This is a genomic window from Corynebacterium gottingense (assembly GCF_002285125.1).
GTDB lineage: Bacteria > Actinomycetota > Actinomycetes > Mycobacteriales > Mycobacteriaceae > Corynebacterium > Corynebacterium gottingense.
In genome coordinates this window covers 280,130-305,697 of the sequence record NZ_NSGN01000001.1, presented here as the reverse complement: position 1 = coordinate 305,697, position 25,568 = coordinate 280,130, and the positions used below count along the sequence as shown (strand labels likewise).

24 protein-coding genes and 1 pseudogene are annotated in these 25,568 nt (G+C 65.1%); 17 read left to right on the top strand and 8 right to left on the bottom strand.

From position 1 onward, the window contains the following. Positions 1–33 precede the first annotated feature (33 nt). The 5 genes from rbfA to CKJ82_RS01460 are packed head-to-tail and all read left to right on the top strand — an operon-like array spanning position 34 to position 4,329. Positions 34–483 (top strand): 30S ribosome-binding factor RbfA, encoded by a 450-nt coding sequence (rbfA, locus tag CKJ82_RS01480; protein WP_095536735.1) that lies wholly within the window; start codon positions 34–36, stop codon positions 481–483. Then, a complete protein-coding gene (locus CKJ82_RS01475; RefSeq protein WP_095536734.1) occupies positions 483–1,526 on the top strand; it encodes a DHH family phosphoesterase in 1,044 nt (347 codons plus the stop codon). Before rbfA ends, CKJ82_RS01475 begins: the two co-directional genes overlap by 1 nt. A 20-nt stretch (positions 1,527–1,546) precedes the next feature. Next, the gene (locus CKJ82_RS01470; RefSeq protein WP_095536733.1) at positions 1,547–2,878 is read left to right on the top strand and encodes an MATE family efflux transporter; all 1,332 of its coding nucleotides are present in this window, start codon (positions 1,547–1,549) and stop codon (positions 2,876–2,878) included. Continuing rightward, positions 2,875–3,675: a metallophosphoesterase family protein gene (locus CKJ82_RS01465; protein ID WP_095536732.1), complete on the top strand. Its 801-nt coding sequence runs from the start codon at positions 2,875–2,877 to the stop codon at positions 3,673–3,675. The genes CKJ82_RS01470 and CKJ82_RS01465 overlap by 4 nt, the downstream gene beginning before the upstream one ends. Next, entirely contained in the window at positions 3,676–4,329 is a 654-nt protein-coding gene (locus tag CKJ82_RS01460) for a 4'-phosphopantetheinyl transferase family protein (protein WP_095536731.1), read from the top strand. Between the two features lie 7 nt (positions 4,330–4,336). Here the strand turns inward: CKJ82_RS01460 and truB are convergent, their stop codons facing one another. After that, positions 4,337–5,233 carry a tRNA pseudouridine(55) synthase TruB gene (truB, locus tag CKJ82_RS01455; protein WP_095536730.1) on the bottom strand — a complete coding sequence of 299 codons (897 nt, stop codon included), beginning with the start codon at positions 5,231–5,233 and terminating at the stop codon, positions 4,337–4,339. Between the two features lie 30 nt (positions 5,234–5,263). On the opposite strand from truB, the gene CKJ82_RS01450 reads away from it, so the two are divergent. The 4 genes from CKJ82_RS01450 (at position 5,264) to CKJ82_RS01435 (ending at position 10,206) form a co-directional block, all read left to right on the top strand. Then, positions 5,264–6,238 carry a bifunctional riboflavin kinase/FAD synthetase gene (locus tag CKJ82_RS01450; RefSeq protein ID WP_095536729.1) on the top strand — a complete coding sequence of 325 codons (975 nt, stop codon included), beginning with the start codon at positions 5,264–5,266 and terminating at the stop codon, positions 6,236–6,238. Between the two features lie 51 nt (positions 6,239–6,289). Next, positions 6,290–7,267 carry a nucleoside hydrolase gene (locus CKJ82_RS01445; protein WP_095536728.1) on the top strand — a complete coding sequence of 326 codons (978 nt, stop codon included), beginning with the start codon at positions 6,290–6,292 and terminating at the stop codon, positions 7,265–7,267. A gap of 148 nt (positions 7,268–7,415) precedes the next feature. After that, positions 7,416–7,685: a 30S ribosomal protein S15 gene (gene rpsO, locus CKJ82_RS01440; protein WP_095277357.1), complete on the top strand. Its 270-nt coding sequence runs from the start codon at positions 7,416–7,418 to the stop codon at positions 7,683–7,685. Between the two features lie 241 nt (positions 7,686–7,926). Then, positions 7,927–10,206 carry a polyribonucleotide nucleotidyltransferase gene (locus tag CKJ82_RS01435; RefSeq protein WP_420838538.1) on the top strand — a complete coding sequence of 760 codons (2,280 nt, stop codon included), beginning with the start codon at positions 7,927–7,929 and terminating at the stop codon, positions 10,204–10,206. A gap of 86 nt (positions 10,207–10,292) precedes the next feature. Here the strand turns inward: CKJ82_RS01435 and CKJ82_RS01430 are convergent, their stop codons facing one another. Both CKJ82_RS01430 and CKJ82_RS01425 read right to left on the bottom strand, forming a co-directional pair. Beyond that, a complete protein-coding gene (locus CKJ82_RS01430; protein ID WP_095536726.1) occupies positions 10,293–11,876 on the bottom strand; it encodes a succinic semialdehyde dehydrogenase in 1,584 nt (527 codons plus the stop codon). Positions 11,877–11,897: 21 nt separating this feature from the next. Further along, positions 11,898–12,938 (bottom strand): oxygenase MpaB family protein, encoded by a 1,041-nt coding sequence (locus CKJ82_RS01425; RefSeq protein WP_240510639.1) that lies wholly within the window; start codon positions 12,936–12,938, stop codon positions 11,898–11,900. Positions 12,939–13,376: 438 nt separating this feature from the next. Here CKJ82_RS01425 and CKJ82_RS01420 point away from each other — a divergent pair, with 438 nt between their 5' ends. Together CKJ82_RS01420 and CKJ82_RS01415 are read left to right on the top strand one after the other, a co-directional pair. Beyond that, positions 13,377–13,964 (top strand): DUF6230 family protein, encoded by a 588-nt coding sequence (locus CKJ82_RS01420; RefSeq protein ID WP_095277348.1) that lies wholly within the window; start codon positions 13,377–13,379, stop codon positions 13,962–13,964. Beyond that, positions 13,945–15,342, top strand: a complete 1,398-nt coding sequence (locus tag CKJ82_RS01415; protein WP_095536724.1) for a DUF6114 domain-containing protein — start codon at positions 13,945–13,947, stop codon at positions 15,340–15,342. Before CKJ82_RS01420 ends, CKJ82_RS01415 begins: the two co-directional genes overlap by 20 nt. Positions 15,343–16,007: 665 nt before the next feature. On the opposite strand, the gene CKJ82_RS01410 is transcribed toward CKJ82_RS01415, so the two are convergent. The 5 genes and pseudogenes from CKJ82_RS01410 to CKJ82_RS01395 all read right to left on the bottom strand — a co-directional run bounded on the left by CKJ82_RS01410 (position 16,008) and on the right by CKJ82_RS01395 (position 19,414). Continuing rightward, entirely contained in the window at positions 16,008–16,937 is a 930-nt protein-coding gene (locus tag CKJ82_RS01410; protein ID WP_095277342.1) for an oxygenase MpaB family protein, read from the bottom strand. A gap of 20 nt (positions 16,938–16,957) precedes the next feature. Next, positions 16,958–17,746, bottom strand: coding sequence for an NAD(P)-binding protein (locus CKJ82_RS01405; RefSeq protein ID WP_095536723.1), 789 nt, complete (start codon positions 17,744–17,746; stop codon positions 16,958–16,960). A gap of 222 nt (positions 17,747–17,968) precedes the next feature. Further along, positions 17,969–18,337 (bottom strand): annotated as a pseudogene (locus CKJ82_RS11580) (AMIN-like domain-containing (lipo)protein); the annotation flags it as partial. Between the two features lie 36 nt (positions 18,338–18,373). Then, positions 18,374–18,670, bottom strand: a complete 297-nt coding sequence (locus tag CKJ82_RS01400) for a hypothetical protein (RefSeq protein ID WP_095536722.1) — start codon at positions 18,668–18,670, stop codon at positions 18,374–18,376. 39 nt (positions 18,671–18,709) lie between these two features. Continuing rightward, complete coding sequence (locus CKJ82_RS01395) at positions 18,710–19,414, bottom strand: AMIN-like domain-containing (lipo)protein (RefSeq protein WP_133063991.1); 705 nt, start codon at positions 19,412–19,414, stop codon at positions 18,710–18,712. 309 nt (positions 19,415–19,723) lie between these two features. Here CKJ82_RS01395 and dapB point away from each other — a divergent pair, with 309 nt between their 5' ends. The 6 genes from dapB to CKJ82_RS01365 all read left to right on the top strand — a co-directional run bounded on the left by dapB (position 19,724) and on the right by CKJ82_RS01365 (position 25,479). Continuing rightward, positions 19,724–20,479 carry a 4-hydroxy-tetrahydrodipicolinate reductase gene (gene dapB, locus CKJ82_RS01390; protein ID WP_095534772.1) on the top strand — a complete coding sequence of 252 codons (756 nt, stop codon included), beginning with the start codon at positions 19,724–19,726 and terminating at the stop codon, positions 20,477–20,479. A 4-nt stretch (positions 20,480–20,483) separates the two neighbouring features. Next, positions 20,484–21,236, top strand: coding sequence for an FAD-dependent thymidylate synthase (gene thyX / locus CKJ82_RS01385; RefSeq protein ID WP_095277330.1), 753 nt, complete (start codon positions 20,484–20,486; stop codon positions 21,234–21,236). A 64-nt stretch (positions 21,237–21,300) separates the two neighbouring features. After that, complete coding sequence (gene dapA, locus CKJ82_RS01380; protein WP_095536845.1) at positions 21,301–22,209, top strand: 4-hydroxy-tetrahydrodipicolinate synthase; 909 nt, start codon at positions 21,301–21,303, stop codon at positions 22,207–22,209. A 2-nt stretch (positions 22,210–22,211) separates the two neighbouring features. Next, positions 22,212–24,287, top strand: a complete 2,076-nt coding sequence (locus tag CKJ82_RS01375; RefSeq protein ID WP_095536720.1) for a ribonuclease J — start codon at positions 22,212–22,214, stop codon at positions 24,285–24,287. 97 nt (positions 24,288–24,384) lie between these two features. Next, positions 24,385–24,825 (top strand): hypothetical protein, encoded by a 441-nt coding sequence (locus CKJ82_RS01370; protein ID WP_133063990.1) that lies wholly within the window; start codon positions 24,385–24,387, stop codon positions 24,823–24,825. Positions 24,826–24,846: 21 nt separating this feature from the next. Next, positions 24,847–25,479: a TIGR03085 family metal-binding protein gene (locus tag CKJ82_RS01365; RefSeq protein ID WP_095536844.1), complete on the top strand. Its 633-nt coding sequence runs from the start codon at positions 24,847–24,849 to the stop codon at positions 25,477–25,479. Positions 25,480–25,568: the final 89 nt, after the last annotated feature.

The following is a 25,568-nucleotide window of genomic DNA, read 5'->3' as shown; positions in this document are numbered from 1 at the left end:
TAGAGACGCTTACGCGAAGAAGGAGATGATGACATGGCTGACAACCCGCGCGCACAGCGCCTTGCCAAGCAGATTCACGCGATCGTGGCGTCTGCGATTGAGCGAGAGGTCAAAGATCGGCGTCTGGAGCTGGTCACCATCACCGACGTTCGCGTCACCGGCGACCTGCACGACGCGACTGTGTACTACACAGTGCGCGGTCGTGACATCGACGAGGAGCCGGACTTCGACGCGGCGGCGGAGGCACTCCACCGCGCCCGCGGCCAGCTGCGCAAGAAGGTCGGCGACCAGCTCGCCGTGCGCTTCACGCCGACGCTCGCGTTCGAGCTCGACACCGTGCCGGAGGCCTCCGCGCGCATGGAGGAGCTGTTGAACCGGGCGCGCGCCCGCGACGCGGAGACCGCGCGTCTGCGCGCCAACGCGACTCCGGCCGGAGACGGTAACCCGTACAAGATCAGCGGCGACGCAGAGTCCGGGCAGTAATGGGCGGACTGTTCGCGGACACCCCGGCAGTCGGGGAGCAGCTGGCGCAGGTCGCCGAGGTGCTGCGCGGCGCGGAGCGCGTCTCCGTCGTAGCGCACATCAAGCCGGATGCCGACGCAGTCGGCTCCGCGTGCGGCCTGGCGGCGGGGCTGCGCAAGCTGGGCAAGGACGCCCGTGTCTACATCGGGCAGACCTATCCGCACCCGGGCAACCTGCGAACTGTGCCTGGTGTGGACGACATCACCTACGGGTCGCACCTGCCCGCAGACGGCCTCATCGTCACCGTGGACTGCGCGTCCGCCGACCGCACCGGCCTGCTGCGCGAGCAGATCGACGCCGAGCGCGACCGGGTCGTGGTGATCGACCACCACGAGACCAACCCGGGTTTCGGTGCCCACAACCTCATCGCAGATGCTGAGTCCACCACGACCATTATCCGCGAGCTGTTCACGCACCTTGGCGTGGAGCTGGATTCTGAGATCGCGTACTGCCTGTACGCCGGGCTGGTCACCGACACGGGCAGCTTCCGCTGGGGGACACCGCGAATGCATACGCTTGCCGCCGAGCTCATGGAATACGGCCTGGACACCCGGCAACTCACCATGGACTTGATCGACAAAGCAAGCCCCCGCGACCTGCAGATCATGGGCGGAGTGCTGGCGGATTTGCAGAATTTCCGCCAGGAGGGGCTCGTTGTCAGCGTGTTCACCATTCCGGCGGAGGCGCTGGCTCGCATGAGCCAAACCACGGTGGAAACCATCATTGATTACGCCCGCGTGCTGGAAGGCTCCGACGTGGGTATGGTGCTCAAGCAGAACGGCCCGAAGCACTGGGCGGTGTCGCTGCGCTCGACTGTGATCGACGTATCCAAGCTGGCCCAGGCCCTTGGGGGCGGCGGGCACATCCCGGCCGCGGGGTACACGGCGTACGGATCGCAGGACATGGTCGTTCGGGACCTGATCGCTGCGCTGCCTACGCGCGAAGAGCGCGCTGCCTCCCAACACGAGGCAGAAGCCCAAGACTTCCCAAACGCTAACCGATAAGGAGAGTGCACGCTGCCGTGATGGCGCAACGCAACGACGCGACGGTCACCCCTGGCAAGATTCTCGCGCTGGCCCTGCCGGCACTGGGTGTGCTGGCGGCCAACCCCCTCTACCTGCTGCTGGACACCGCGGTGGTCGGTCGGCTGGGCACCGCGGAGCTGGCGGCCCTCGCCGCGGGCACCACGATCCAGTCCACGGTGACCACCCAGCTCACGTTCTTGTCCTACGGTACGACCGCGCGCAGCTCCCGCCTGTTCGGCGCGGGCAAGCGCGAGGCCGCAGTGGCGGAAGGCGTGCAGGCTACGTGGGTGGCGCTCGGCGTTGGCTTCGCGCTCGCCACCATCATCTGGTTGTTCGCGCAGCCGATCGCGCTGGCGCTCACCAATGACGCGGCCACGGCCCAGGAGTCCGCGCGGTGGATGCATGTCTCCGCGTTTGCCATCCCGCTCACGCTCATCATCATGGCGGGCAACGGCTGGATGCGAGGTGTGCAAAACACGCGGCTTCCGTTCCTCCTCACACTGTGCGGACTCATTCCGGGCGCGATCGCGCTGCCCATCTTGGTGGGAAAGTTCGGCCTGATCGGCTCCGCGATGGCCAACCTGCTGGGCATGGGCATCACGGCCGCGCTCTTCCTCACCATGCTGCTCCGCGAGCACGCCGGCAGCTGGAGGCCGCGCTGGCGCGTGATGCGTGAGCAGCTCGTCTTGGGGCGCGACCTGATCCTGCGCTCCCTGTCCTTCCAGATCTCGTTCCTCGCCGCGGCGGCGGTGGCCGGCCGGTTTGGCGTCGCGACGCTTGCCGCGCACCAGATCCTCCTGCAGCTGTGGAACTTCCTCACGCTCGTCCTCGACTCGATGGCCATCGCCGCGCAAACGCTCACCGGGGCTTCGCTGGGCAAGGGGCGCGTCGCCGAGGCACGCTCCGTCGGCGCGCAGGCCACCCGGTTCTCCGTCGGCTTCGGCGTGGTCTTGGCGTTGGTCTTCACGCTTTTCGACGCCCCCCTGCAGTCCATTTTCACCCAGGACCCAGCCGTCCACGACGCCCTCACCATCCCGTGGTGGTTGCTCATCGCCATGATTGTCACCGGCGGCGTCGTCTTCGCCCTGGACGGGGTGCTGCTCGGGGCCGGCGACGCGGCGTACCTTCGCAACATCACCATCGCCTCCGTACTCGGCGCCTTCCTCCCGCTCACGCTGCTGTCGGTGGCGTTCGGGTGGGGCCTGACCGGCATCTGGGCCGGGCATCTCGCCTCGGTGCTGCTGCGTCTGGTCGGTGTAGTCATCCGCTTCCGGGGCGACGACTGGGCACAGACAGGAGCAGAGCGCAAGACCCGAAAGGCGAGCACATGACCACCACCCTCTGGGCAGTGAGCGACCTGCACGCAGCGGTGAAGCGGAATGGGCCGAAGATCGCGCAGATCCAGCCCGCGGACCCGTCGGACTGGCTGATTGTGGCCGGAGACGTGGCGGAACGCCACGAGTTGATCGTGCAGGTGATGGCGGAGCTGGCCGGAAGGTTCGACACGGTGATCTGGGTGCCGGGCAACCACGAGCTGTTCGCCCGCAGCGCGGACCGCTACCGCGGCCGCGATAAGTACACCGCACTGGTGCAGTCCATGCGCGAGCTGGGTGTGGTCACCCCAGAGGACCAGTTCCCCGTCTTCGGTGGCGTTACCGTCGCCCCGTTGTTCACGCTGTACGACTACTCATTCCGTGGCCCCGGAATGACGGTCGAGGAGGCCATCGAGGCGGCGAAGGAAAAGAACATCGTGATGACGGACCAGTACGCCATCGCCCCGTTTGTGGACGTGCGCGCGTGGTGCTGGGATCGTCTCGCGTACACCACGAAGCGGCTCTCACGAATCAGCGGGCCCACCATCATGGTGAACCACTGGCCGCTGGTGCAGGAGCCGACGCTGCGGATGCAGTGGTCCGAGATTGCGCTGTGGTGCGGGACGAGGCATACGCGATCTTGGCCAAAGCGCTACAACGCCCGCGCAGTGGTGTACGGGCACCTGCACATGCCCGGCGTCGTGGAGGTGGACAGCGTGGACCACATCGAGGTCTCGCTCGGGTACCCGCGCGAGTGGCAGCGCCACCCTGCAAGGGTGCAGTTCCCGTACCCGGTCATGGAACTGGGGGCCTAGATGCAGAACCTGGCACTGTTTCCCCCCGAGGCCCGGTTTGTGTACCTGCGTACGAATGAGCGCAGAGACCTGACCCACTACGAGGATCTCCACCCCAGCGAACAAGAGCTTGTCAGCCGCGCCGTGGACAAGCGCAAGGGCGAGTTCGGCGACGCGCGCTGGTGCGCCCACGAGGCGCTCAAGGAGCTGGGCTGCAGCGACGCGGGCGTGATTCTGCGCGGCGAGCGCGGGATGCCGCTGTGGCCGCACGGCTACACCGGGTCGCTCACGCATACAACCGGCTTTCGCGCGGCGGTGGCGGCACCGACACGGCACGTACGGTCCATGGGACTCGACGCCGAGCCCGCGGTCCCGCTGCCGAGCGAGGTGGTGCCCCGCATCGCCAGGCCCACCGAGCGGGCGATGCTGCGCGAGCTGGAGGAAGAAGGCTTCGAGTGGGCCAGCAAGCTCCTCTTCTGCGCCAAAGAGGCGACGTACAAGTGCTGGTTCCCCATGACGCGCCGCTGGCTCGGATTCGAGGACGCCGACATCGTGCTGCGCACCGACGGAACCTTCTCGTCCTACATCCTGGCCCGCCCCACCCCGGCGCCGCTGTTTGAGGGGCGCTGGGTGGCTGGCGACGGCTATATCATCGCCTCAGTCTTCGTGGAGTAGGCGGGCGTTAGCCCAGGGTTGCCGGGCGAGCCACGAACTCCGTGGACAGGCGCTTGCCCTTCTCCTTGACCAGGGCCACGACGCGTCCGTCCGGCCCCTGGGCGGCGTGCACGCCCTGCAGCCCGCGCGGTTCGAGCCATTTCCCCAGCGCGAGTGCCTGGTACTCGTCGTCGGTGACCGGGAGCACCGGCCAGGCGCGAGTGAGCGCCTCGTCCAGGGTGAGCGAAAGGGCGGGGGAGTCTTGGAGGACGGGGAGCGGCGTGGCGTCGGCAAGCGTAAATGCGCCAACGCTCGTGCGGCGGAGTTGCGTGAGGTGACCGCCGACGCCGAGCGCGGCACCCAGGTCGCGGGCGAGAGCGCGGATGTAGGTGCCGGAGGAGCAGTGGACGGTCACGGTGACGTCGATAAGCGAGCCCTGCCTGCTGACCTCGTGGGTGTCGAAGGCGAAGATGGTGACCGGGCGGGCGGGGATGTCCACGTCTTTGCCCTCGCGGACCAGCTCGTGCGCGCGCTTGCCGTTGATTTTGATGGCGGAGACCGCGGTGGGTTTTTGCATGATGTCGCCGGTCAGGGCAGTGATCTCGGCGGCAATCTGCCCGTCGGTGATGGCTGCTGCGTCATGCTCCGCAGTGAGCTCGCCCTCCGCGTCATCGGTGGTGGTGGACTGGCCGAGCCTGATGGTGGCCTCGTAGCGCTTGTCGTGCGCGACGAGGTGGGCGAGCAGCTTGGTGCCGCGCTCGATCCCGGCGACAAGCACGCCGGTGGCCATGGGGTCGAGCGTGCCGGCGTGCCCCACCTTGCGGGTGGAAAACGCGCGGCGCAGCTTCGCTACAACATCGTGGCTTGTCATGCCCGCGGGCTTGTCTACCACGACGATTCCAGAGGTTGCGAGGGGATCGGTCATGGTTTTCCAGTATGCCGTACGCTATTGCGCGTGGATATTTTGCACGGGCTTGGAAGCGTCCCAGCACATCTGAAGGCGGACGGCGGTTGCGTGGTCACCATCGGCGTGTTCGACGGCGTGCACCGCGGGCACCAGCTGCTCATCAGCACCGCCGTGGACAGGGCGCGCGAGCGTGGCGTGCCGTGCGTGGTGATGACGTTCGACCCGCACCCGGTGAGTATTTTCGCCCCCGATCGTGCCCCCGTCGCCCTGCTTCCCATTGAGGAGCGTGCCCGGCAGATCGCGGAGCTCGGCGTGGACTACCTCCTGGTCATCGACTTCCGCGAGGAGCTGGCAGGCGACAGTCCTGAGCACTACGTCACCGAAGTGCTGCAGGGGCGGCTCGGCGCCCTCGAGGTGGTCGTGGGCGAAAACTTCACCTTTGGCAAGGACGCCGCCGGCACCGCGCAGACGATGGCGCAGCTGGGCGAGCGCCACGGCCTCGCGGTGACCATCGTGCAGTTGCTCAACGACGGCGACGTGCGCATCTGCTCGACCGCCATCCGCGACGAGCTTACGGCCGGAAATATCGGCTTGGCCACGGACTACATGGGCCGGCCGTTCTCGGTGATCTCCATCATCGAGCGCGGCGCGGGCCGGGGTGGGCGCGAGCTGGGGTACCCCACGGCGAATCAGTACGTCGAGGAGATGTCGGCGCTGCCCGGAGATGGTGTCTACGCCGGCTGGGTCACCATCATTGATGACGCCCCCATCGACGGCGACATCGAGCCCGGGGTGCGCTACCCGGCGGCGATCTCGGTGGGCACCAACCCGACCTTTGGTGATACCCGCCGCAGCGTCGAGTCCTACATTCTGGATCGCGACGCCGATCTGTACGGACGGATGGCGCGCGTGGAGTTTGTGGACAAGGTCCGCGACATGGTGAAGTTCAACTCGGTGGACGAGCTGCTGGAGAATATGGCCCGCGACGTCGCCCGTACCCGGGAGATCCTCGCCGCAGAGTAGGGCGCGCTATTGTCGGGGGCACGACAGTCTCCCCAGCGAAAGGACCCAACCATGGCACGCAAGCTCATCCTGGACGTGGACACCGGCATCGACGATGCGCTGGCGATTGCGTACGCACTCGGCTCCGAGGATCTTGACCTCATCGGCGTGACGGGGACCTACGGCAACGTGCTGGTCCCCACCGGAACGAGGAACTCGCTGGCCATCCTGGAGCTGTTCGGCCGCACCGACATCCCGGTCTACGCGGGGCCGGACCACGCGCGCGCCCGCGATTCCTTCGAGGTCATGGAAATCTCCGAGTTCATCCACGGCAAGAACGGTATCGGCGAGGCCCAGATTCCGGACGCCTCGCGTGCGGTGGAGGAGCAGTCCGCCGTGGAGTTCATGGTGGAGTCTGTGCGCCAGCACGGCGACGAGTTGGTGATCGTGCCTGTGGGTCCTCTCACCACGGTGGCCGCGGCGATGGAGGCGGACCCGACGTTTGCGGACAACGCGCACATCGTGATCATGGGTGGCGCGCTCACCGTGCCCGGCAACGTGACGCAGTGGTCCGAGGCCAACATTAACCAGGACCCCGAGGCCGCTGACCTGGTGTTCCGCAACGCGAAGGACGTTACGATGGTTGGGCTGGACGTGACGCTGCAAACGCTGCTGACATCCAAGGAGACCGCGGAGTGGAAGGCACTGGGCACGACCGGCGGCGACTTCCTGGCCACCGCGACGGACTACTACATCAAGGCTTATGAGACCACCGCGCCGTACCTGGGCGGTTGTGGACTCCACGATCCGCTCGCCGTGGCGGTGGCGGCGGACCCGACCCTGGTGGAGACGTTGGACATCAACTTGAAGACGGACACGGAGGGCGAGACGCGGGGGCGCACGATTGGCGACGAAGCCCGGCTCAACGACGCGGCGAAGACCGGGCACGTGGCGGTGGGCGTGGACGTCGAGCGCTTCCTCGCCGAGTTCATGCGCCGGCTGACCGGGCTTGCGCAGCGGACCCCGGGGAGTGACGCGGCCGCCAGGTAGCGCGATTTGGGGAGGGCGGTAGCGCTCCGGTAGTATGACCCGCTGGCCCTGTCACCGGAGCGTTCCGGGGCACAGACTGTGGTTCGCAGCAGTCCCGCAGGGCACGAGAACACTGAAGAATGCGGACTGAAATATAAGGAGCATACTCATGGCACTGTCCACTGAGAAGAAGGCCGAAATCCTCAAGGAGTACGGCGTCCACGAGACCGACACCGGTTCCCCGGAGGCGCAGGTTGCGCTGCTGACCGAGCGCATCAACAACCTGACCGAGCACCTGAAGGATCACAAGCACGATCACCACTCCCGCCGTGGTCTGCTGCTGCTGGTCGGCCGTCGCCGCAGTCTGCTGAAGTACCTGCGCGAGAACAACGTTGAGCGCTACCGCGACCTCATCGCTCGCCTGGGCCTGCGCCGCTAAGCGCAGCTGAGAGCCCGCCCGGTGTTACCGGGCGGAGATGCACCAACCCGCCGCTTTCGAATCGGGACGCTGTCCGCCGACACGTTCCCGGGACGAGGCGGCGGGTTTTGTGCGCGGTGGGGAGGTGCAGAGAAGCGTGCCCTACTCGGTCGAGCTGGTATGATGTTTGCCGTTGTAGATGAACGCATACGAACCGGCGGCACCGATGACCGCCACGACGAGACTCGAGGAGAGAGATCTTTTGAGCACCTTTACGCCCAAGAACTCGTACGACATTCACGTGGACGAGGAGTTCGGGATTACTGAGGCGGTTGCCACGCTGGACAATGGCGACTTTGGCTCCCGCACCATTCGTTTTGAGACCGGTCAGCTCGCCCGCCAGGCGGACGGGTCGGTGACCACCTACCTGGACGATGACACGATGATGCTGGCCACCACCACCGCGTCGAACCAGCCGCGCGAGGGCTTCGACTTCTTCCCCCTGACGGTCGACGTGGAGGAGCGCATGTACGCCGCCGGCCGTATCCCGGGCTCGTTCTTCCGCCGCGAGGGCCGCCCGACCACGCAGGCGATTCTGGCTTGCCGCCTGATCGACCGCCCGTTGCGCCCGACGTTTGCCAAGGGGCTTCGCAACGAAGTGCAGTGCGTGATCACTGTCATGTCCATGGCGCCTGACGAGTACTACGACGTGGTGGCCATCAACGGCGCCTCCGCGGCAACGCAGCTGTCCGGACTGCCGGTCTCCGGCGCCGTCGGCGGTGTGCGTATGGCGCTGATTGCGGATGATAAGCACCCGGAGGGACAGTGGGTAGCCTTCCCCAACGCTGCGCAGCACGAGCGCGCGTTGTTTGAGATGGTCGTGGCAGGCCGCATGGTGGAGCGCAAGCGCGGTAAGAAGACCGAGGAAGACGTTGCCATCATGATGGTGGAGGCCGGCGCTGGCGTGAACGTCGTGCAGCTGGTCAAGGACGGCTACCCGGCGCCCAAGGAGTCCACGGTTGCTGAGGGCCTCGAGGCTGCGAAGCCGTACATTCAGACGCTGGCGAAGGCGCAGGCCGACCTGGCTCAGGAAGTGGGCAAGGAGACCAAGGAGTTCCCGCTCTTCCCGCCGTACACCGACAAGGTTTACGAGCAGGTGGAGAAGAAGGCCGCGAAGAAGCTGGCCAAGATCATGACCATCAAGTCCAAGGCCGAGCGCGAGGACGCCTCCAACGAGTACATGGAGGAGATCGAGGAGGCGCTCCTGGACAAGTTTGACGTGGACGACGATGACGCCGAGGTCACCGCCATGTCCAAGGAGATCCGCGCCGCGTACAACGCAGTGCAGAAGAAGATCGTGCGCGAGAAGATCCTCACCGAGGGCTTCCGTATCGACGGCCGCGGGGTCACCGACATCCGCGACCTCGAGGTGGAGGTCGAGCTGGTACCGCGCGCACACGGCTCCGCACTGTTCGAGCGCGGCGAGACCCAGATCCTCGGCGTGACCACACTGGACATGCTGAAGATGGAGCAGCACATCGACTCGCTGCACCCGGAGGATACGAAGCGCTACATCCACCACTACAACTTCCCGCCGTACTCCACGGGCGAAACGGGCCGCGTCGGCTCCCCGAAGCGCCGCGAGATCGGCCACGGTGCGCTGGCAGAGCGCGCGCTGCTGCCGGTCATTCCGTCCAAGGATGACTTCCCGTACACGATCCGCCAGGTCTCCGAGGCGCTGGGCTCCAACGGCTCGACGTCGATGGGCTCCGTGTGCGCGTCGACCCTGTCGCTGTACAACGCGGGCGTGCCGCTGGCGGCGCCGGTGGCAGGCATCGCCATGGGCCTGGTGTCCGGCGAGGTTGACGGCGAGACCGAATACGTCACCCTGACGGACATCCTGGGTGCGGAGGACGCGTTCGGCGACATGGACTTCAAGGTCGCCGGCACCAGCGAATTCATCACTGCCCTGCAGCTGGACACCAAGCTGGACGGCATCCCGTCTGACGTCCTCGCCGGCGCGCTGGAGCAGGCCTACGAGGCCCGCGAGACCATCCTGGACACCATGTCCGAGGTCATCGAGGGCCCCGACGAGATGAACCCGCTGGCCCCGAAGATCACGACGGTGACCGTTCCGGTGAAGAAGATCGGCGAGGTCATTGGGCCGAAGGGCAAGACGATCAACTCCATCACGGAGGAAACCGGCGCGGAGATCACCATCGAGGACGACGGCACCATCTACGTGTCTGCGACCGAGGGCTCGGCTGCCGACGCCGCGATTGAGAAGATCAACGCGATTGCGAACCCGCAGATGCCGAAGGTGGGCGAGCGCTACCTGGGCACCGTGGTGAAGACGGTTGCCTTCGGCGCTTTCGTGTCCATCCTGCCGGGCACCGACGGCCTGATCCACATCTCCAACCTGGGTGGCAACACCCGCATTGAGAATGTTGAAGACGTGATCAACGTCGGCGACAAGGTTGAGGTGGAGATCCGCGACATTGACAACCGCGGCAAGATCTCCCTGGTCCCCGTCGAGGAGTAGGTCGAACCCGCGACGGCAAACGCCTCCCCGAACCGGCTGCGCGCTGGTGGGGAGGCGTTGTTGCGTCGATAAGCGGAATGCGAACGCTAGGGGAGGAACCGTAGCTTCTTGCCCAGGTTGAGCGCTGTGGTGAGCAGTGTGCCGTAGTAGCGGCGGGGGAGCCGCGCGGGGCCGCGCATCGGCATGATTCGCTGCTGGGAGATGTTCTTCGGTTCCGTGTACTTGGTCAGGCCCTCGGGGCCGTGGCGGCGGGCTAGGCCGGATTCTTTCACACCGCCGAGCGGGGTGGAGATGGAGGCCCAGGTGGAGGCGTAACCGTCGTTGATGGTCACGCTGCCGGACTCGATGCGTTGGGCGAGGGCCCACGCCGTGTTCGGCGCGCCGAACACGGAGGCGTTCAGGCCGTAGGAGGTTGCGTTGGCCAGCTTGACGGCCTCGTCCATGTCGCGCACGCGCTGAACGTATACGACCGGGCCGAAAACTTCCTGGGTGGCCAGGTCGGTGCCCTCGCCGAGGCCGGTGAGGATGGTTGGTTCGAAGTGGAAGGGACCGATGTCCGGGCGCGCCTTGCCGCCGGTCACTACGGTTGCGCCCTTCGCCGCCGCGTCGTCCACGAATGCTTGCACGCGGTCGAGCTGGGCCTGGTTGATGAGCGAGCCCATCTCGTAATCCCAGTTCAGTCCCTTGCCCAGGGTGATGGACTCCGCGGCGCGCCGGAATGCGGCGATGAAGCGGTCGAAGAGCGCGTCGGGCACGTAGATGCGCTCGATGGACACGCAGAGTTGGCCGGAGTTGGAGAAGCAGGCGGTGGCGATCGTGTCAATACGCTTATCGACGTCAGCGTCCGGGGCTATCAGCATCGGATTCTTGCCCCCGAGCTCTGCCGAGAACCCGACGAGCCGCTCGCCGACCGTCCTGCCCAGCAGCTTACCCGTCTTGGTGGAGCCGGTGAACATGAGGTAGTCGCACTGCGCGGCGATCGCGCCGCCGACCACTTCGCCGGAGCCGGTGACGATCTGGAAGAGGTCGCGCGGCAGGCCCGCCTGGATGAGCAGGTGGAGCGAGATGAGGTTGGAGAACGGGGTCTGCCAGTCCGGCTTTGCCACGACGCCGTTGCCGGCGATGAGGGCGGCCACCGCGTCGGAGACGCCGAGCGCGAGCGGGTAGTTCCACGGGCTGATCTGGCCGACGACGCCTTTGGGCACGCGCTGCTCGGCCGTCTTGGTAATCAGGGGGAACGCGCCTGCCCGGCTCGCCGTGGTGAGCAGGCGCTCCGCAGTGTTGGCGTAGTAGCGGGCGTTGTTCATGACGTCGAGGACTTCGTCGAACGCGGCGGTACGGTCCTTGCCGGTCTCAAGCTGGACGATGTCCGCGAGCAGCTCCCGCTCGCGGTACACCAGGTCGTGGAAGCGCTCGAGCACAGCGACCCGGTCTGCGATGTCGCGCGCGGCCCACTCCCGTTGGGCGGTGCGGGCGCGGCGGAACGCCTCATCGACGTCCGCGGCGGTGCCGGCCCCGACCCAGCCGATGGGCTGGTCGACGAAGGGGGACGTGACATCTTGGCGCTCGCTGGCGTCGAGCGAGCCCGTCGCGCGGTTGGTGGTCAAGTTGAGCAGCATTTCCAGGAAATGTTCCGGGAGCGGCTGCTCCTTCAAACGATGAATTGGCATGAAGTTTGCGCTCACTCCTGGTTAGAACGGGCAGCCGGCTGCGCGGCGGGCGGCGACGGCGTCGGCATCGTCGTCAAGCGTGCTGCGCTGCTTGCGTGCGGACACGGTGATGCCGTCTGCGGCCTTGAGCTCTGCTTCCGGGTCCTCGTCGCCGTTGCCCTGGTATGGGCGGATGTTCTTCGGCTCCTTGTACTCGCCGGAAATCATGCCGTGCTTGATCATCTGGGACCGGCCCGGCTCCATGTAGCGCTTGTCCTCCGGGAGGATGTCAAAGACCTTCTTCACCAGCTTGGCAATGCGGTCGAAGCGCTTTTGATCCTTTGCGGACCAGTCGAGCTCGAGGATGGCGCGCTCCTTGGCGGGGATGGTGCCGTAGGTGAGCCAGATGACGCTGCGCATGATCGGCTTCCAAATGACTTTCCACACCTTCGGGGAGACGCCTTCCGGCGGGGCGATCATCTCGTCGCGGGCGGTGCGCAGAGCGAAGTCGACGGTTTCGTTGCGCTCGAGGACGGTGTCGGCCATCTCGTCCATGTACGCCACGAGGTCGTCGTAGTTGTCGATGACCGGGCGCTCAGACATGCCGTAGTGGTCCCACCAGGTCACGCCCTCGCGAACGATCTGGTCCTTTTCCTCGTGGGTGAAGGGGGTGCCGAAGAGCTCCTGGGCGTAGATGACGCGGTAGACAAACGTAGCGTGCGCCCACCAGAAGGTTTCGGGGTTCATGGAGTGGTAGCGCTCGCCGTTGCGCAGGGTGCCCTTGATGGTGGTGTGGTAGTCGCGGATCTGCTTGCCCAGGTCGCCGTCATCGTAGATGGACATGATGATCTGCGGGGTGGAGCGCTCCAGACGGGCGAACGGCTCGTCGAAAAACTTGGAGTGGTCCAGCAGCGACTGGCCGATGGCTGGGTGCATGTTCTGCATGACGCCGGTGTACCCGCGCAGGAGCTGGATGCGCTGGTCAGAACCCCACTTCCACAGGAGCGAGTCCGGGTCGAGTGGGGAGCGGCGGAGCTCGCGCTTACCGCCCTTGGAGGAGTTGGCGGAAACTGGCGTGGACATCAGTTGCCTCATTTCATGTGCTTGTAGACATCTCGGTTGATATGTGAACGGTAGCACAGCATCGCGGTTGGCCGGGTGGGGGTCACATCATTTTCCGGCCCTAAGGATTTGGCCGTATCGAGGTGCCGGCTGAAACGTGGGCGTTCTGCGGGCGTTCTGTGGCTGTGACGGCGAGGATCTGGTGTGGGCACCTACCTTATGTGCGGGTAGTGGTTCGCAGTGCGACCGTGGGGGTGCCCGGTATTTTCCGCTATGGGCGCATGTGGCGGACGTCATGGGATTCGGTTTGGTCTGGGCGACCGCGGCCGTGCTAATGTGTGGCAAATCATACAAGAGCGTGTCGTTTTGATGGATGTCTCAGGCTCAACCTCAGCACTCCCCGCATCACCCGAGAGTGCATTGGTCAAAACGGTTGCACAACGATGAAAGGTTGCCCCCATGGGGAAATTCAACTGGAAGAAGACCGCGGTCGCGCTGACCACCGGTCTCTTGGCGTTCGGGGCCACTGGCGTCGCTGTCGCACAGGGAGGCCTGACCGCAAACCTGGCGCTATCGGGCACCTTCTTCAAGGTTAGTATGACGCACCTGGACGGCGAGGACTTCTCGCTGTTTGTGGATAGTGAGCCGATGAAGGAAGACGACACCATTCCGGTCGCCCGCCTGAAGTTTGGCCACGCGTACGCTTCCAACCTGTGCCTTTCTGCCACGCTGCCGGATCTCCCGATGGTCGGCGAGGGCACGCTCGCGCTTCGCGCCAACGGCGACAACAGCGTCGAGGTCCGCAACCTCGTCGTGGGTGCCAACGACATTAAGGGCGCACTCCAGCTCACCGACGCAAGCGTGGGCATCGACGCCCAGCAGGTTAACGCGCAGGCCGCGCCTGGAACCTGGGGCCTGCACTCCAACAAAGTCTCGCTCAGTGCCGACGACATCACCACTACGTCCATCGGCGCCGAGTACCTCTCCGCGTCCGGCGTTGGTGTGACCGTGGTGAAGGGGAGTGACAATGCCTGCGGCCTCAAGTAGCGACGAGGAGCACACGCTTATCGACGACCACGACACCGCCACCCACGACACACCGGGACTGGCACACCGCTTCAATCAGTGGCGGAAGAATCGCCCGTTCATTCCGGGTCTGCTCATGATGATCTCCGGCTTCGTCATCGCGGCGCCGGCATACATCACGGTTGAGGTCTCCGACATCCTGGTGATGATCTCCACCGTCTCCGGCGTGTCCACCCTGCTCATCGGCGTGCTGATGTTCATGTTCGGCCTCGGGTGCTGGTTGCAGCCCGCCACCGCGGTGTACCTGGGCGTGCTGGCCATCATCGTGTCTGTGATCTCCCTACCGACCTCGAACCTCGGCGGCTTCGTCGTCGGCGCGCTGTTTGGCATCGTTGGCGGCGCCCTTGCGCTGGGCTGGGAGCCGGGCGAGAAGAGTGCGAAGAAGCGCAAGGGGAAGCACGCGAAACGTGCGTCGATTGCCGACGCACCGGAGCAGTCGGAGGACTTCGATCCGTTCGCTGAGGACGCCTTCGATGAGGCTGATCCCGAGACATCCGAGACCGAGCAACGCGGGGGAAGCTCGAAGTGGAGTGGAGGTTCCACGCTGAACTCGGTCGTGGCCGTCGCTGCTACGAGCGCAGTCCTCGCACTACTGCTCAGCGACACCGGGGTCGTGTCTGCACAGGAACCGGCGGCCCCCGCAGCGCCGCAGCTCCCGCAGGTGGAGCTGCCAAAGCTTCCGGCCCCGGAACTCCAATTGCCGGAGATTCCGGAGTTGCCAGCGCCGTCGGTCCCCAACGTTCCGGGCCTACCGGCGCCGACGCAGCCCGCACCGGAGAGTTCGGCCCCTGCGGCCCCAGCGGCTCCGGGGGCGGGCGAGGGGGCGTCGATAGGCACGAGCGCAATTCCCTCTGGGCTGGCCCCGGCCGCGGCGCCGAGTACTGTGACTGCGGACAAGGTCACGCTGACTGGCAATGTGCACGCGACGCTGGACTATGTCAACGTGGGAGGACAGCAGCAACGAGCGCTGGTGCTGAGCGGCGATCGGCTGGTTGGGCACAACCTGGGTCTCAAGATTCCCGGCATGGGCGGCGGGAACCTGACCACGGGAAATGTTGATACGACAGTAACGAATGGGCCGGTGAAAGTCGTGGCTACAGGCTTGACTGCGACGCCCGCTGTGCGTGATCTTCCGACCATCCCAGTGACGGTCGATCTCAGCGGTGACATCAACTCGGTCCTCGATCAGCTCGGTGTACCTGATAAGCGCCCCGTTCCCAATGTAGAAGTGCCCGACATGTTGATGAATGAGATCTCGTTGAACAACGTGACCATGCAAATGGTGACGCTCTACGGCCAAGGGTTCAGCGCGCCGTCGGTTCGTTTGACAGTTCCGTAGATTGGGCGAGCAGATAGTTCTGACTGGGCTCTGATTTTTCCGCCTGTGCGGAACTTTTTGGGGCTCAGCTATTCCGCCTGTGCGGAATTTTTGATCGCACGGAGTACACGAGGTTGGGAAGACCGGGCCCAGCTTTTCCGCGTGTGTGGAGTTTTTGGGGGCCCGGTTTTTCCGCGTGTGCGGAATTTTTGATCGCACGGAGTACACGAGGTCGGGAGGACCAGGGACGGACTTTCCGCCTGTGCGGAATTTTTGGGGCCGGCTTTTCCGCGTGTGCGGATTATTTGAGGCCAAGCTTTCCGCCTGTGCGGAATTCTTGATCGCACGGAGTGCACGAGGACGGGAGGTTTGGGGACGGTTTTCCGCCTGTGCGGAATTTTCGAGCCCAGGTTTTCCGCTTGACCGGAACTTTTTGGGGCCAAGCTTTCCGCCTGTGCGGAATTTTTCGGGCCCGGCTTTCCCGCGTGTGCGGAATATTTCGAACCCCGGTTTTCCGCCTGTGCGGAACTTTTTGGAGCCGAGCTTTCCGCCCGTGCGGAATTTCGTCCGTACGTTGAGCCACAACACGGACACACAACGAGAAAGCTCGCCTCCGGGCGCAGTGCATAAAGAAGGCGCCAGGTCTCGGGAAGAAACCTGGCGCACTCTCGTCGCGGTGGCAGCCGTTAGTAGTGGAAGCCGCCCTCGGCTTCGGCTTTCTCGTACGCGCGGGATGCGATCGGTACCATGCGCGCCTTGCGCGGGAGGACTGAGAATACAGCGCGTGTGCCCGTAGAAAGCAGCTTGAGGCGACGGGCATCTTTCTTGGTCCACTCCCAGCCGAGCTTGTCACGAAGCTTGTCGGGGATCATGCCGATAGCCACCCAGAGGAGGAGCTTGGAGGCGAAGGGGGCAACCGGCTTCCACGCCCATTTCGGCACCGACGGGTCCGGTGTGTCGAGCGTCAGACCATTGATGATGCGGGAGCGCTCGATCGTCTCGCTGGGGCCGAGCTCGTCGATCATGCGGTCCATGTATTCGACATACTCGTCGTACGTCTTCGGTGCGCTTTCGGGTTCGGCGACACCGTAGAAGCTGTACCAGGTGCGACACTCCTGGAAGAGCTGATCCTTCTCCGCCTTGGTCATATCCGGCATGAAGTTGCCGGCAAGCTGGTACGGCATCGCGGCAAACGTCGCGTGTGCCCAGTAGTAGACCTCCGGGTTCAGCGAGTGGTAACGCGAGCCATCCGGATGGGTGCCCTTAATGTCCTTGTGGAAGTCGCGGATCATTGAGCCAACCTCGGGCCCTTCGTACACTGCGCGGATGATTGGGAATGCGGAGCGGACCAGGCGCGCGACCTCGTTATCAAACACGTTGGATTGCTGGACCAGGGAACGGCTGATGTCTCGGTGCGCGATCTGCAGCACGCCTGCGGCCAGGGCGACGAATGCGGAGCGCCAGTCGCCAAAACGATCCCAAAGGATGGAATCCGGGCCGAGCTCGGGCAGGCCGGGTTGCGGCTCGGCGACGTGGCCCTGAGCCGCTTCCTGCGCTGCGTTGAGCCCCGCGTCGGCAGCGGACTCGTTCTTCGTCGACGGGTGGACGGTAGTCATGGTGTCTCCTTCGGGCTTGGTTAGTGTGCCGCTGCGGTGGCTCGGGCGGTTCGGCGGGCGTCGTCGGCATAGTGAGAAGCGCGCTTGAACTCGTGGACGGTCGCATCGAACTCGGACAGCTTCGAGCGAATGCCGCGAACAGCGCCAGGTTGCACGAGCCACTTGTCGCGCTTGACGGTCAGCGCACCGGGCCCGCGGATTTCTAGCTGTCGGGCGTAGCGGCGGGCGTAATCGCCGCGCGCTTCGAGCACGGCCAAGGGGTGTCGCTTGAGGCTGGAATCGGTGGGGTAGGGGCCGTCGACAAACAGCGCGTTCGGCAGACCGACAACTTCCACGCCGTGGTGCAGGTAGAGGTCATCGACCGAGATGTTTGGGCGGCCGGGGACTGCGATCCACGGCGATGCCTCGCCGGTGGCGCGGACGAGAATGTCAAAGCGCTCAGTGTGCTCGCCGCCTTGTGCATCGATGAAGGTCACCTCCCACTGGCCTTCGCCTTCATCAAACGCAGCACCGGTGACCGTGGTGTGCGGGCGGAATTCCGCGCCGCCCGCCTGCACTGCCGCGGCGAGGTGGCGCGCGGCGGCAGCAGCAGAACCGTCCACCTTGGTCACCTTGAGGTACGGCGTGCGGTAGTGGAGACGCTTGGACACAGGTTCCGCATCGGGTGCCGCCAGGTGGCCGCCGATTGCTTCGCGCTTGTCAAAGAGGGTGGTGTCAAAGCCGGAGAATGCGCATTCTGCGGCAGCGGTAGCGCCAGCAGGGCCGGCGCCGATGACGGCCACTGTGGGGCGTCTGTAGGGATCAAACATTGTTGGGTGCCTTTCACAGCTGGCGATGTATGCGCCAACGAGAAGATCGATTCATGGAATTGTTCTAGATCATACAGAACGATACGGGGTAATAGCGCTCTCTCGCAAGAAAAAGTGTGTTGCAGATAACTCAGTCGACCTCCCCTTGCCCGACTACCAACAGTGCACATGCAAAAGCGGGCACCCGATGGAGGGGTGCCCGCGGATGAAGAGGGGTTGCGCCTACTTGGGAAAGTCGAGTACTACGTGCGTCGGGTTCTCAAGCATCTGGAACGTGAAGTCGCGCTCGGAGTCCAGGCCCACGTAGAAGAGCGAATCGCCTTCGGTGCCACCAGAGTTGAATGCATCAAGAATGTTGCCCGCCGCCACGCCTAAACTGCCACGACCAACAAACTGGTGCCCTTCGGGTATGTCAACGACTGCCACCCGTCGCAGCAAAACCGGAAGGTACGCATTGCCCTTGACGGGTTCAATGTCTCCGGTGCCTTGCTGGTCCGGGGCATCTTGATAAGTCATAGCTTTCTCGACGACCTCCGGGTTCCCCGAAAACTCAAAGACCAGCCGGTCGAACCCCTCGTGCTCTGCGGCACGAACGTCACGGAGGGGGACCTCGGGCGTGTCCGAGGTTCAGGTACCCACTTCCCGAAATGTCTCCGCTGACGGTGTGACCAGCGCTTTGGTCAGCGGCGCAAGCGCTACCTTGTCGCCGGGCTTGCCGGTTGTGGCCACCACTCTCGCGTCGGGATCGCGGGTCTGCGCATCCGAGTCCTCCGTGACCTGTGTCGTCGATTGGATGGTAACGGTCTCTGGGCCGCTGTCACCCTCGTTGGCGCAACCGGCGAGTAGGAGGGAAGTCGCGGCAATGCCCGCGACGGTTCCGAGTGCCGAGCGTGTAGGCAGGCGAATGATAGGAAACGATGACATAACTGCCAGTATTTGCTTCCTGTAGCGCCCCCGCCCCGCTTACCGGGCAATATCGACCACGACGCGCGTCGGGTTCTCAAGCGTGTAGATCTTGTACCCGCGCTGGCCGTCCAACCCGATAAAGAACTGGGAATCGGCCTCAAAGATCGAGCCCAGGTACACGTCCGCAATGTTGCCCGCCGCGACGCCTTTACTCCCCATCGCCGTGATCGGCGCGTCGGTGCGCATCATATCCCCGGCCGTGCCCTGCACATTCACTTCGAGGTGCGCCGCGCCCGGCACCTCCATCACGTTCCCAGAGGCCTGTTGCCGCGGCGTATCGACGTACCCCGCCACGTAGCTTGGCAAGCCCGTCCCCGCGTACTCAAAGACGACGCGGTCAATATCGCCGTGGGAGCCCGCGCGCACATCCTGCAGTTGTAGGTCAGCCGGCTGCGGCTGCGTGACCCGGACTTGCTCCGTGCTGAACTGCCCGTCGTCGCTGGCCGCGGACAGCTTCTGCGCCCGAGTCTCAGCCTGCGTCTCGGGCACAGCGCTTACCGACGCCCCCGCGTCCCCCTCCGGGCGTTCGCTGGAAGCAACCTCCGCCGCAGACGTCGGAGTGGCTGCGCTCGAGGGTGTGGGAGCCTCATCGGACGACTCCGGCGAGCAGGCGGTCAGCGCGAGAGTGCAGGCGAGGGCGGCGCTGGCGACTGCGGCAGCGTGGGATAAACGGGGCGCGTGGTGCTGGCGTGACTGTTGCATGGTGCCAGTATATGGGGAAGGGGAGGGTGTGGGCGTCGACAAGCGAATTGCTACGCGCCCTCGACGAGCTGGATGTAATGGCCGTTTTGGTCGTCGAACACTGCCGCCTTGACCTCGCCCATCGGCGGCGACATCATCCACGCTGAACCGGGTAAAGGGCAGGCCGTCGCGGTAGAACTCGAGCGCGCGCTGCTGGTCCTGAACACAGCGAGCAAGGACTGAAATACGCATACCCGCCAGTGTGCCCGGGCTTGGCCGCGCGGGCTAGAGTTGCGAGGGAACAATGCAAGCGGAAACGAGGAGGCCAGCATGGCGGACAAGGTGATCAAGGTCGGAGTGCTCGGAGCGAAGGGGCGCGTGGGTACCGCTGTGGTGGCCGGCGTGAACAAGGCCGAGGACCTGGAGCTGGTTGCAGAGGTCGGCAGCGGCGACTCGCTCGAGGTCCTTGCCGAGCGCGGCGCGGAGGTCATCGTGGACTTCACCACGCCAGCGTCCGTGATGGACAACCTTGAATACTGCATCAATCACGGCATCCACTGCGTGGTGGGCACGACCGGCTTTGATGACGCCCGGTACGAGCAGGTGCGCGCCTGGTGCGCCGACAACCCCGGGGTGGGCGTGCTCGTTGCGCCCAACTTTGCAATTTCTGCCGTGCTGACCATGGCGTTCGCTCGCCAGGCGGCGCGGTTCTTCGATTCGGCCGAGGTCGTTGAGCTGCACCACCCGAACAAACTCGACGCGCCGTCCGGCACTGCGCTGAAGACGGCGCAGGGCATTGCCGACGCCCGCCGCGACGCCGGTCTGGGCGCCATGCCGGACGCCACCGAGCAACAGCTCGATGGTGCCCGCGGCGCCGACGTCGATGGCGTGAAGGTCCACGCGGTGCGCATGCAGGGCATGGTCGCGCACGAGGAAGTTATTTTCGGCACGACCGATCAGTCGCTGACCATCCGCCAGGACTCCTACGGGCGCGAATCCTTCGTGCCTGGCGTGCTTACCGGCGTGCGTGGCGTCGCAGACCGTCCCGGTCTGACCATCGGTCTGGACGACTACCTGGGGCTGTAGCGACATGGCCGTTTCCTCGCACTTGGATGTCCAGCTCATCGCTGCCTCCCAGTTCCGCGCCCCCGAGGGCGTGGCGTGGGAGGCCGACCCCACGGCCACAGACGCGGAATCGCTCGTGGAGTTTGCGGGCCGGGCCTGCTACGAGTCCTTTGACCGTCCCAACCCGCACACGGCGGCGAACGACGCCTACCTGCACCACATCCTGGACGTCGGGCACGACGCGCTGCTTGAACACGCCACCGCGACCCTGTACATCCGCGGCCTGTCACGCGCAGCAGGCAACGAGCTGCTCCGCCACCGGCACTTTTCCTTCTCCCAGCTGTCGCAGCGCTTCGTGCACAGCGACGACAACGAGGTTGTCGTCCCCGACATCATCGCGGACGACGAGGAACTTTCGCGCATGTTCCTGCGCGCGGTGGACGACTCACGCTTTGTATACGACGAGCTGCTGCAGGCCCTGGAAGAAAACATGGCCTCGGAGCCGAACGCGTTGCTGCGCAAGAAGAAGGCCCGCCAAGCCGCGCGCGCGATCCTGCCCAACGCGACCGAAACCAGGTTCGTCGTCACCGGAAACTACCGCGCGTGGCGCGGGTTCATCGCCTCACGGGCGTCCGAGCACGCGGACGTGGAGATCCGCACGCTCGCCGTCGAGTGCCTGGAGCTGCTGCGCGGTCAGGCACCAGTGTTGTTCAGTGACTTTTTGATCAGCGAGCTTGCCGACGGCACGCGGATGGCCACCAGCCCCTACGTGCGGTAGGGGCGGGGTTGCAGAGGGGCGTCGATAAGCACTTGCGTTGACGAAGAGGGTAGTCTGTGTGCTCATGGGCACATCTATGAAAGCTAACCTCGGTGCAGAAGTCTTTGGCACCGTCTGCGTCGCAATGGTCACGCCGTTCGATTCCAACGGAGAACTTGACTGTGACGCGGGCCGAAAGTTGGCAGCCCACCTTGTAGATCATGGAATCGACTCGCTTGTCCTCGCAGGCACAACCGGCGAATCCCCGACCACCACGGTGGAGGAGAAGCTGGCCCTGCTCAAGGCGGTCAAGGAAGAGGTGGGTGACTCCGCAACGCTGATTGCGGGAGCCGGCACAAACAACACGAAAACCTCGATCGCGCTGGCGCAGGCCTCGCGCGATGCCGGGGCGGACGCACTGCTGGTAGTCACCCCGTACTACTCCAAGCCCTCCCAAGCAGGCGTAAAGGCCCACTTCACCGCCGTGGCCAAAGCGACCGACCTGCCGATCTGCCTGTACGACATTCCCGGCCGCTCCGGAATCCCCATTGCTGGGGAGACCATTGCTGAGCTGGCTGAACTCGAGACAGTGCAGGCGGTAAAGGACGCGAAAGGCAACTTCTTTGAGGCCGCTCCGCTCATTCAGAGCACGGGCCTGGCCTGGTACTCCGGGGACGACCCGCTCAACCTGCCCTGGCTGTCCGTTGGCGCGACCGGAATGATCTCCGTCGTGGCGCACGCGGCTCCGCAGGCAATGCGTGACATGGTGACAAGCTTCGAGGAAGGCGACCTCGCCCGCGCGCGGGAAATCAACGCCAACACCCTGACCGTGCTTGCTCGACAGCAAGCAGCGCTCGGCGGTGCAACATTTGCAAAGGCAGCCCTGCGACTGCAGGGCATCAACGTAGGGGCGCCGCGCCTGCCGGTGGTTGACGCAACCCCGGCGCAGCTTGAGGCGCTCCGTGAAGATATGGAAAAGGCTGGAGTTCTCTAAGTATGAACGAACCCCGTAATCGCTCCCGCAAGGTGACCCGCAAGGCGGGCCCGCCGGAGCCTGCTGAGCAGCAGCCCGCGTTCAAGGCGCCGTCCCAGCAGACCCCCAACAACGAGTCCCACGGCGACGGCCACAACGACGCCGACCACGGAAGCGGCAACGGCAAGAACGGCGGTGGCCGCAACGGTGGCCACGCCAAGAACGGCGGCAATGGCAACGGCAATGGCAACCAGGGCAACGGCCGTGGCGGCAACGGCCGCGGCAGGCGCCGTCGCGGCCGCGGTGGTGGCGGTGGCGGTGGCCGCCGCAACCCGGTGAAGTCCATGCAGGGCGCGGACCTGACGAAGCGTCTGCCCGCCCCGCCGAAGCCGGCGAAGGATACGCTGCGCATCTACGCGCTTGGCGGCATTTCTGAGATCGGCCGCAACATGACGGTCTTTGAGTACAACGGCAAGCTGCTCATCGTGGACTGTGGCGTGCTCTTCCCCAATTCCGGCGAACCGGGTGTGGACCTGGTCCTGCCGGACTTCGGCCCCATTGAGAACAAGCTGGACAAGGTTGAGGGCCTCGTGGTCACGCACGGGCACGAGGACCACATCGGCGCCATCCCGTGGCTGCTCAAACTGCGCCCGGACATCCCGATCTACTCCTCGCGCTTTACCAACGCGCTCATCGCCGCGAAGACGAAGGAGCACCGCCAGCGCCCGAAGCTGCACGAGGTGAACAAGGACTCCGAGGTGACCCTCGGCCAGTTCCGCCTCCGGTTCTGGCACGTCGGCCACTCCATCCCGGAGTGCCTGGGCGTGTCCATCAAGACCGGCGCCGGCCACGTCGTCATGACCGGCGACGTCAAAGTGGACCAGACCCCGTACGACGGCAAGCCCACCGACATCCCCGCGCTGTCGAGGCTTGGCGACGAAGGCGTGGACCTCTTCCTCTGCGACTCCACCAACGCCACGATCCCGGGTATCTCCGCTTCGGAGGCCGGCATCGAGGACACCCTGACCCGCCTCGTTGCGCAGGCGAAGCAGCGCGTGGTCATCGCGTCTTTCGCGTCCAACGTGTCGCGCGTGCAGATGGCGGTCAATGCCGCCGTGGCGAACAACCGCAAGGTCGCGTTCAACGGCCGCTCCATGCTGCGCAACATGGAGATCGCGGAGAAGATGAGCCTGCTCAAGGCCCCGAAGGGGACCATCATCCCGATCGAAGAGGCCGCCAAGATGGCGCCGCACAAGACGGTGCTCATCACCACCGGCACGCAGGGCGAACCGATGGCTGCCCTGTCGCGCATGTCGCGCCGCGAGCACCGCCAGATCACGGTTCGCGACGGCGACACAATTATCCTGTCCTCCTCTCTGATCCCGGGCAACGAGGAAGCCGTGTTTGCCGTGATCAACAACCTTGCGCAGATTGGCGCGAAGGTGATCACCAACAGCGAGGCGCACGTCCACGCGTCCGGTCACGGCTACGCCGGTGAGCTCCTGCAGCTCTACAATGCGGCGCGGCCGAAGAACGCGATGCCGGTGCACGGCGAGTGGCGCCACATGCGCGCAAACAAGGAACTCGCGATCTCCACCGGTGTCCGCCCGGAGCACACCGCGCTCGCGCAGAACGGCGTGGTGGTGGACATGCACGCTGGCAAGATCAAGGTGGTCGGCCAGTACCAGGTCGGTCAGCTCTACGTTGACGGCGAGACCATGGGCGACGTCGACCCGGACGTGCTGGCAGACCGCAGCTCGCTCGCATCCGGCGGCGTTGTGTCCATCACCTGTGTCATCGACGACCGCACCGGCCAGCTGCTGGAGGCCCCGCGCGTGTCCACCACCGGTTTCTCCGACGACGACCGAGACTTCAACAAGAAGCTCGTCGAGCGCGTCGAGGGCGTGATGGGCGACCTCGCCGCAGAGGGCGAGAACGACCCGTACCGCATGGTGCAGCAGCTGCGTCGCAAGGTCTCCCGCGCGATTGAGCAGAAGTACAAGCGCGAGCCGGTCATTCTGCCGACGGTCGTGCCGATGGCTGCGGATAACCTGCCGGTTGAGGACGACGACATCGAGCTCACCCGCGAATCGCTGTAGCCGCATTTCGCTTGGCGACGCCAACCCCCTCGGCCTACAAGTTTCGGACCGAGGGGGTTGCGACGTTCATGACAGGTGTGTATAAAAATGGTCTATGATGGACTGCACAAAGACCACCGCCTCAATGATCGCCGCCACAATTCTGCTCGCGCCCGCTGCCCACGCCGATGACGCTGACGCCGACACCGACTGGACCGGCGGACACCCGCTGCCCGAGGGCACTGAGGTGCCGCACGAGCCGGGGTATGGCTCGGCCTGGAGGATGTACGACGTGATCAAGTTCGGGGACCCGAATTTCCGCAACAGCGAGGTCCGAGGAGTGCGCGTCATCGGTGACTTTGATGCGGACCAGCTGCTGTGCTCTATGAACTTCAAAGGTGGTGTGGGTACCTGCTACGTCGACGGCCAGCAGGTGACCGACCTGGGCTGGGCCAAGGGTGGCAAGCTCGTCACCGCTGACGCTAAAGTCGCGCCGTTCGCACCCATCATTCGGGCGTTCTTCAGCCTGGAACACAGGCTCTCCAGTTCTGCGAGCTAAAAGAACGCTAGGGTGGGCACCATGTCTTTAGCTTCTCGTGAACGTGAAAATCTTGGTGCCCTCCTTCTGCAGTTGGGGCCAGACGCCCCGACGCTGCTCGATGGCTGGACCACCCGCGACCTTGCTGCGCACCTGTACGTGCGTGAGCACCGCCTTCCGTGGGGGCTTGGCAACTTCTTCTCGCCGTTGGCCAAGAGGCTGGGCAAGGAGATGGACAAGGCTCGGAACCGTCCGTACGAGGACAACATTCAGGATTGGCTCGCCGGTCCGAGCAAATTCGCCGCGCCCCTTTTTGCGCCGCTGAACACGGGCGAAAACTTTGTCCACCACGAGGACGTCCGCCGCGCGCAGGGCACCGATGTGCAACCGAGGGAGCTCAGCGCCGCCGCGCAGGAGCGCCTGCTCAAGTCCGCGACCAGCTACGGCAAGGTGACGCTGCGCAAGGCGCCGGTCCCGGTGATTCTCACGCCGGAGCACCTGCCGCCCGTCACGCTTGGCGACAAGTCCGGTGTCTCGGACCAGGGCGATCGTGTCGTCCGCGTCTTCGGTGACCCGAGCGAGCTACTGCTGTGGGTCGTCGGCCGTGCCGCAGTGGCAAAGGTGCGGGTGGACAACGAGGAACTGCTCGAGGGCTACGAGATGTCCGTCGGATAGTCGGTTTCTTAAGGGGCCAATGGGGGAGTGGCTCCCCTCGATGCGGCGAGGTTTTTCCGCGCCACCCCGAGTTGCCTATGGGAAGTATG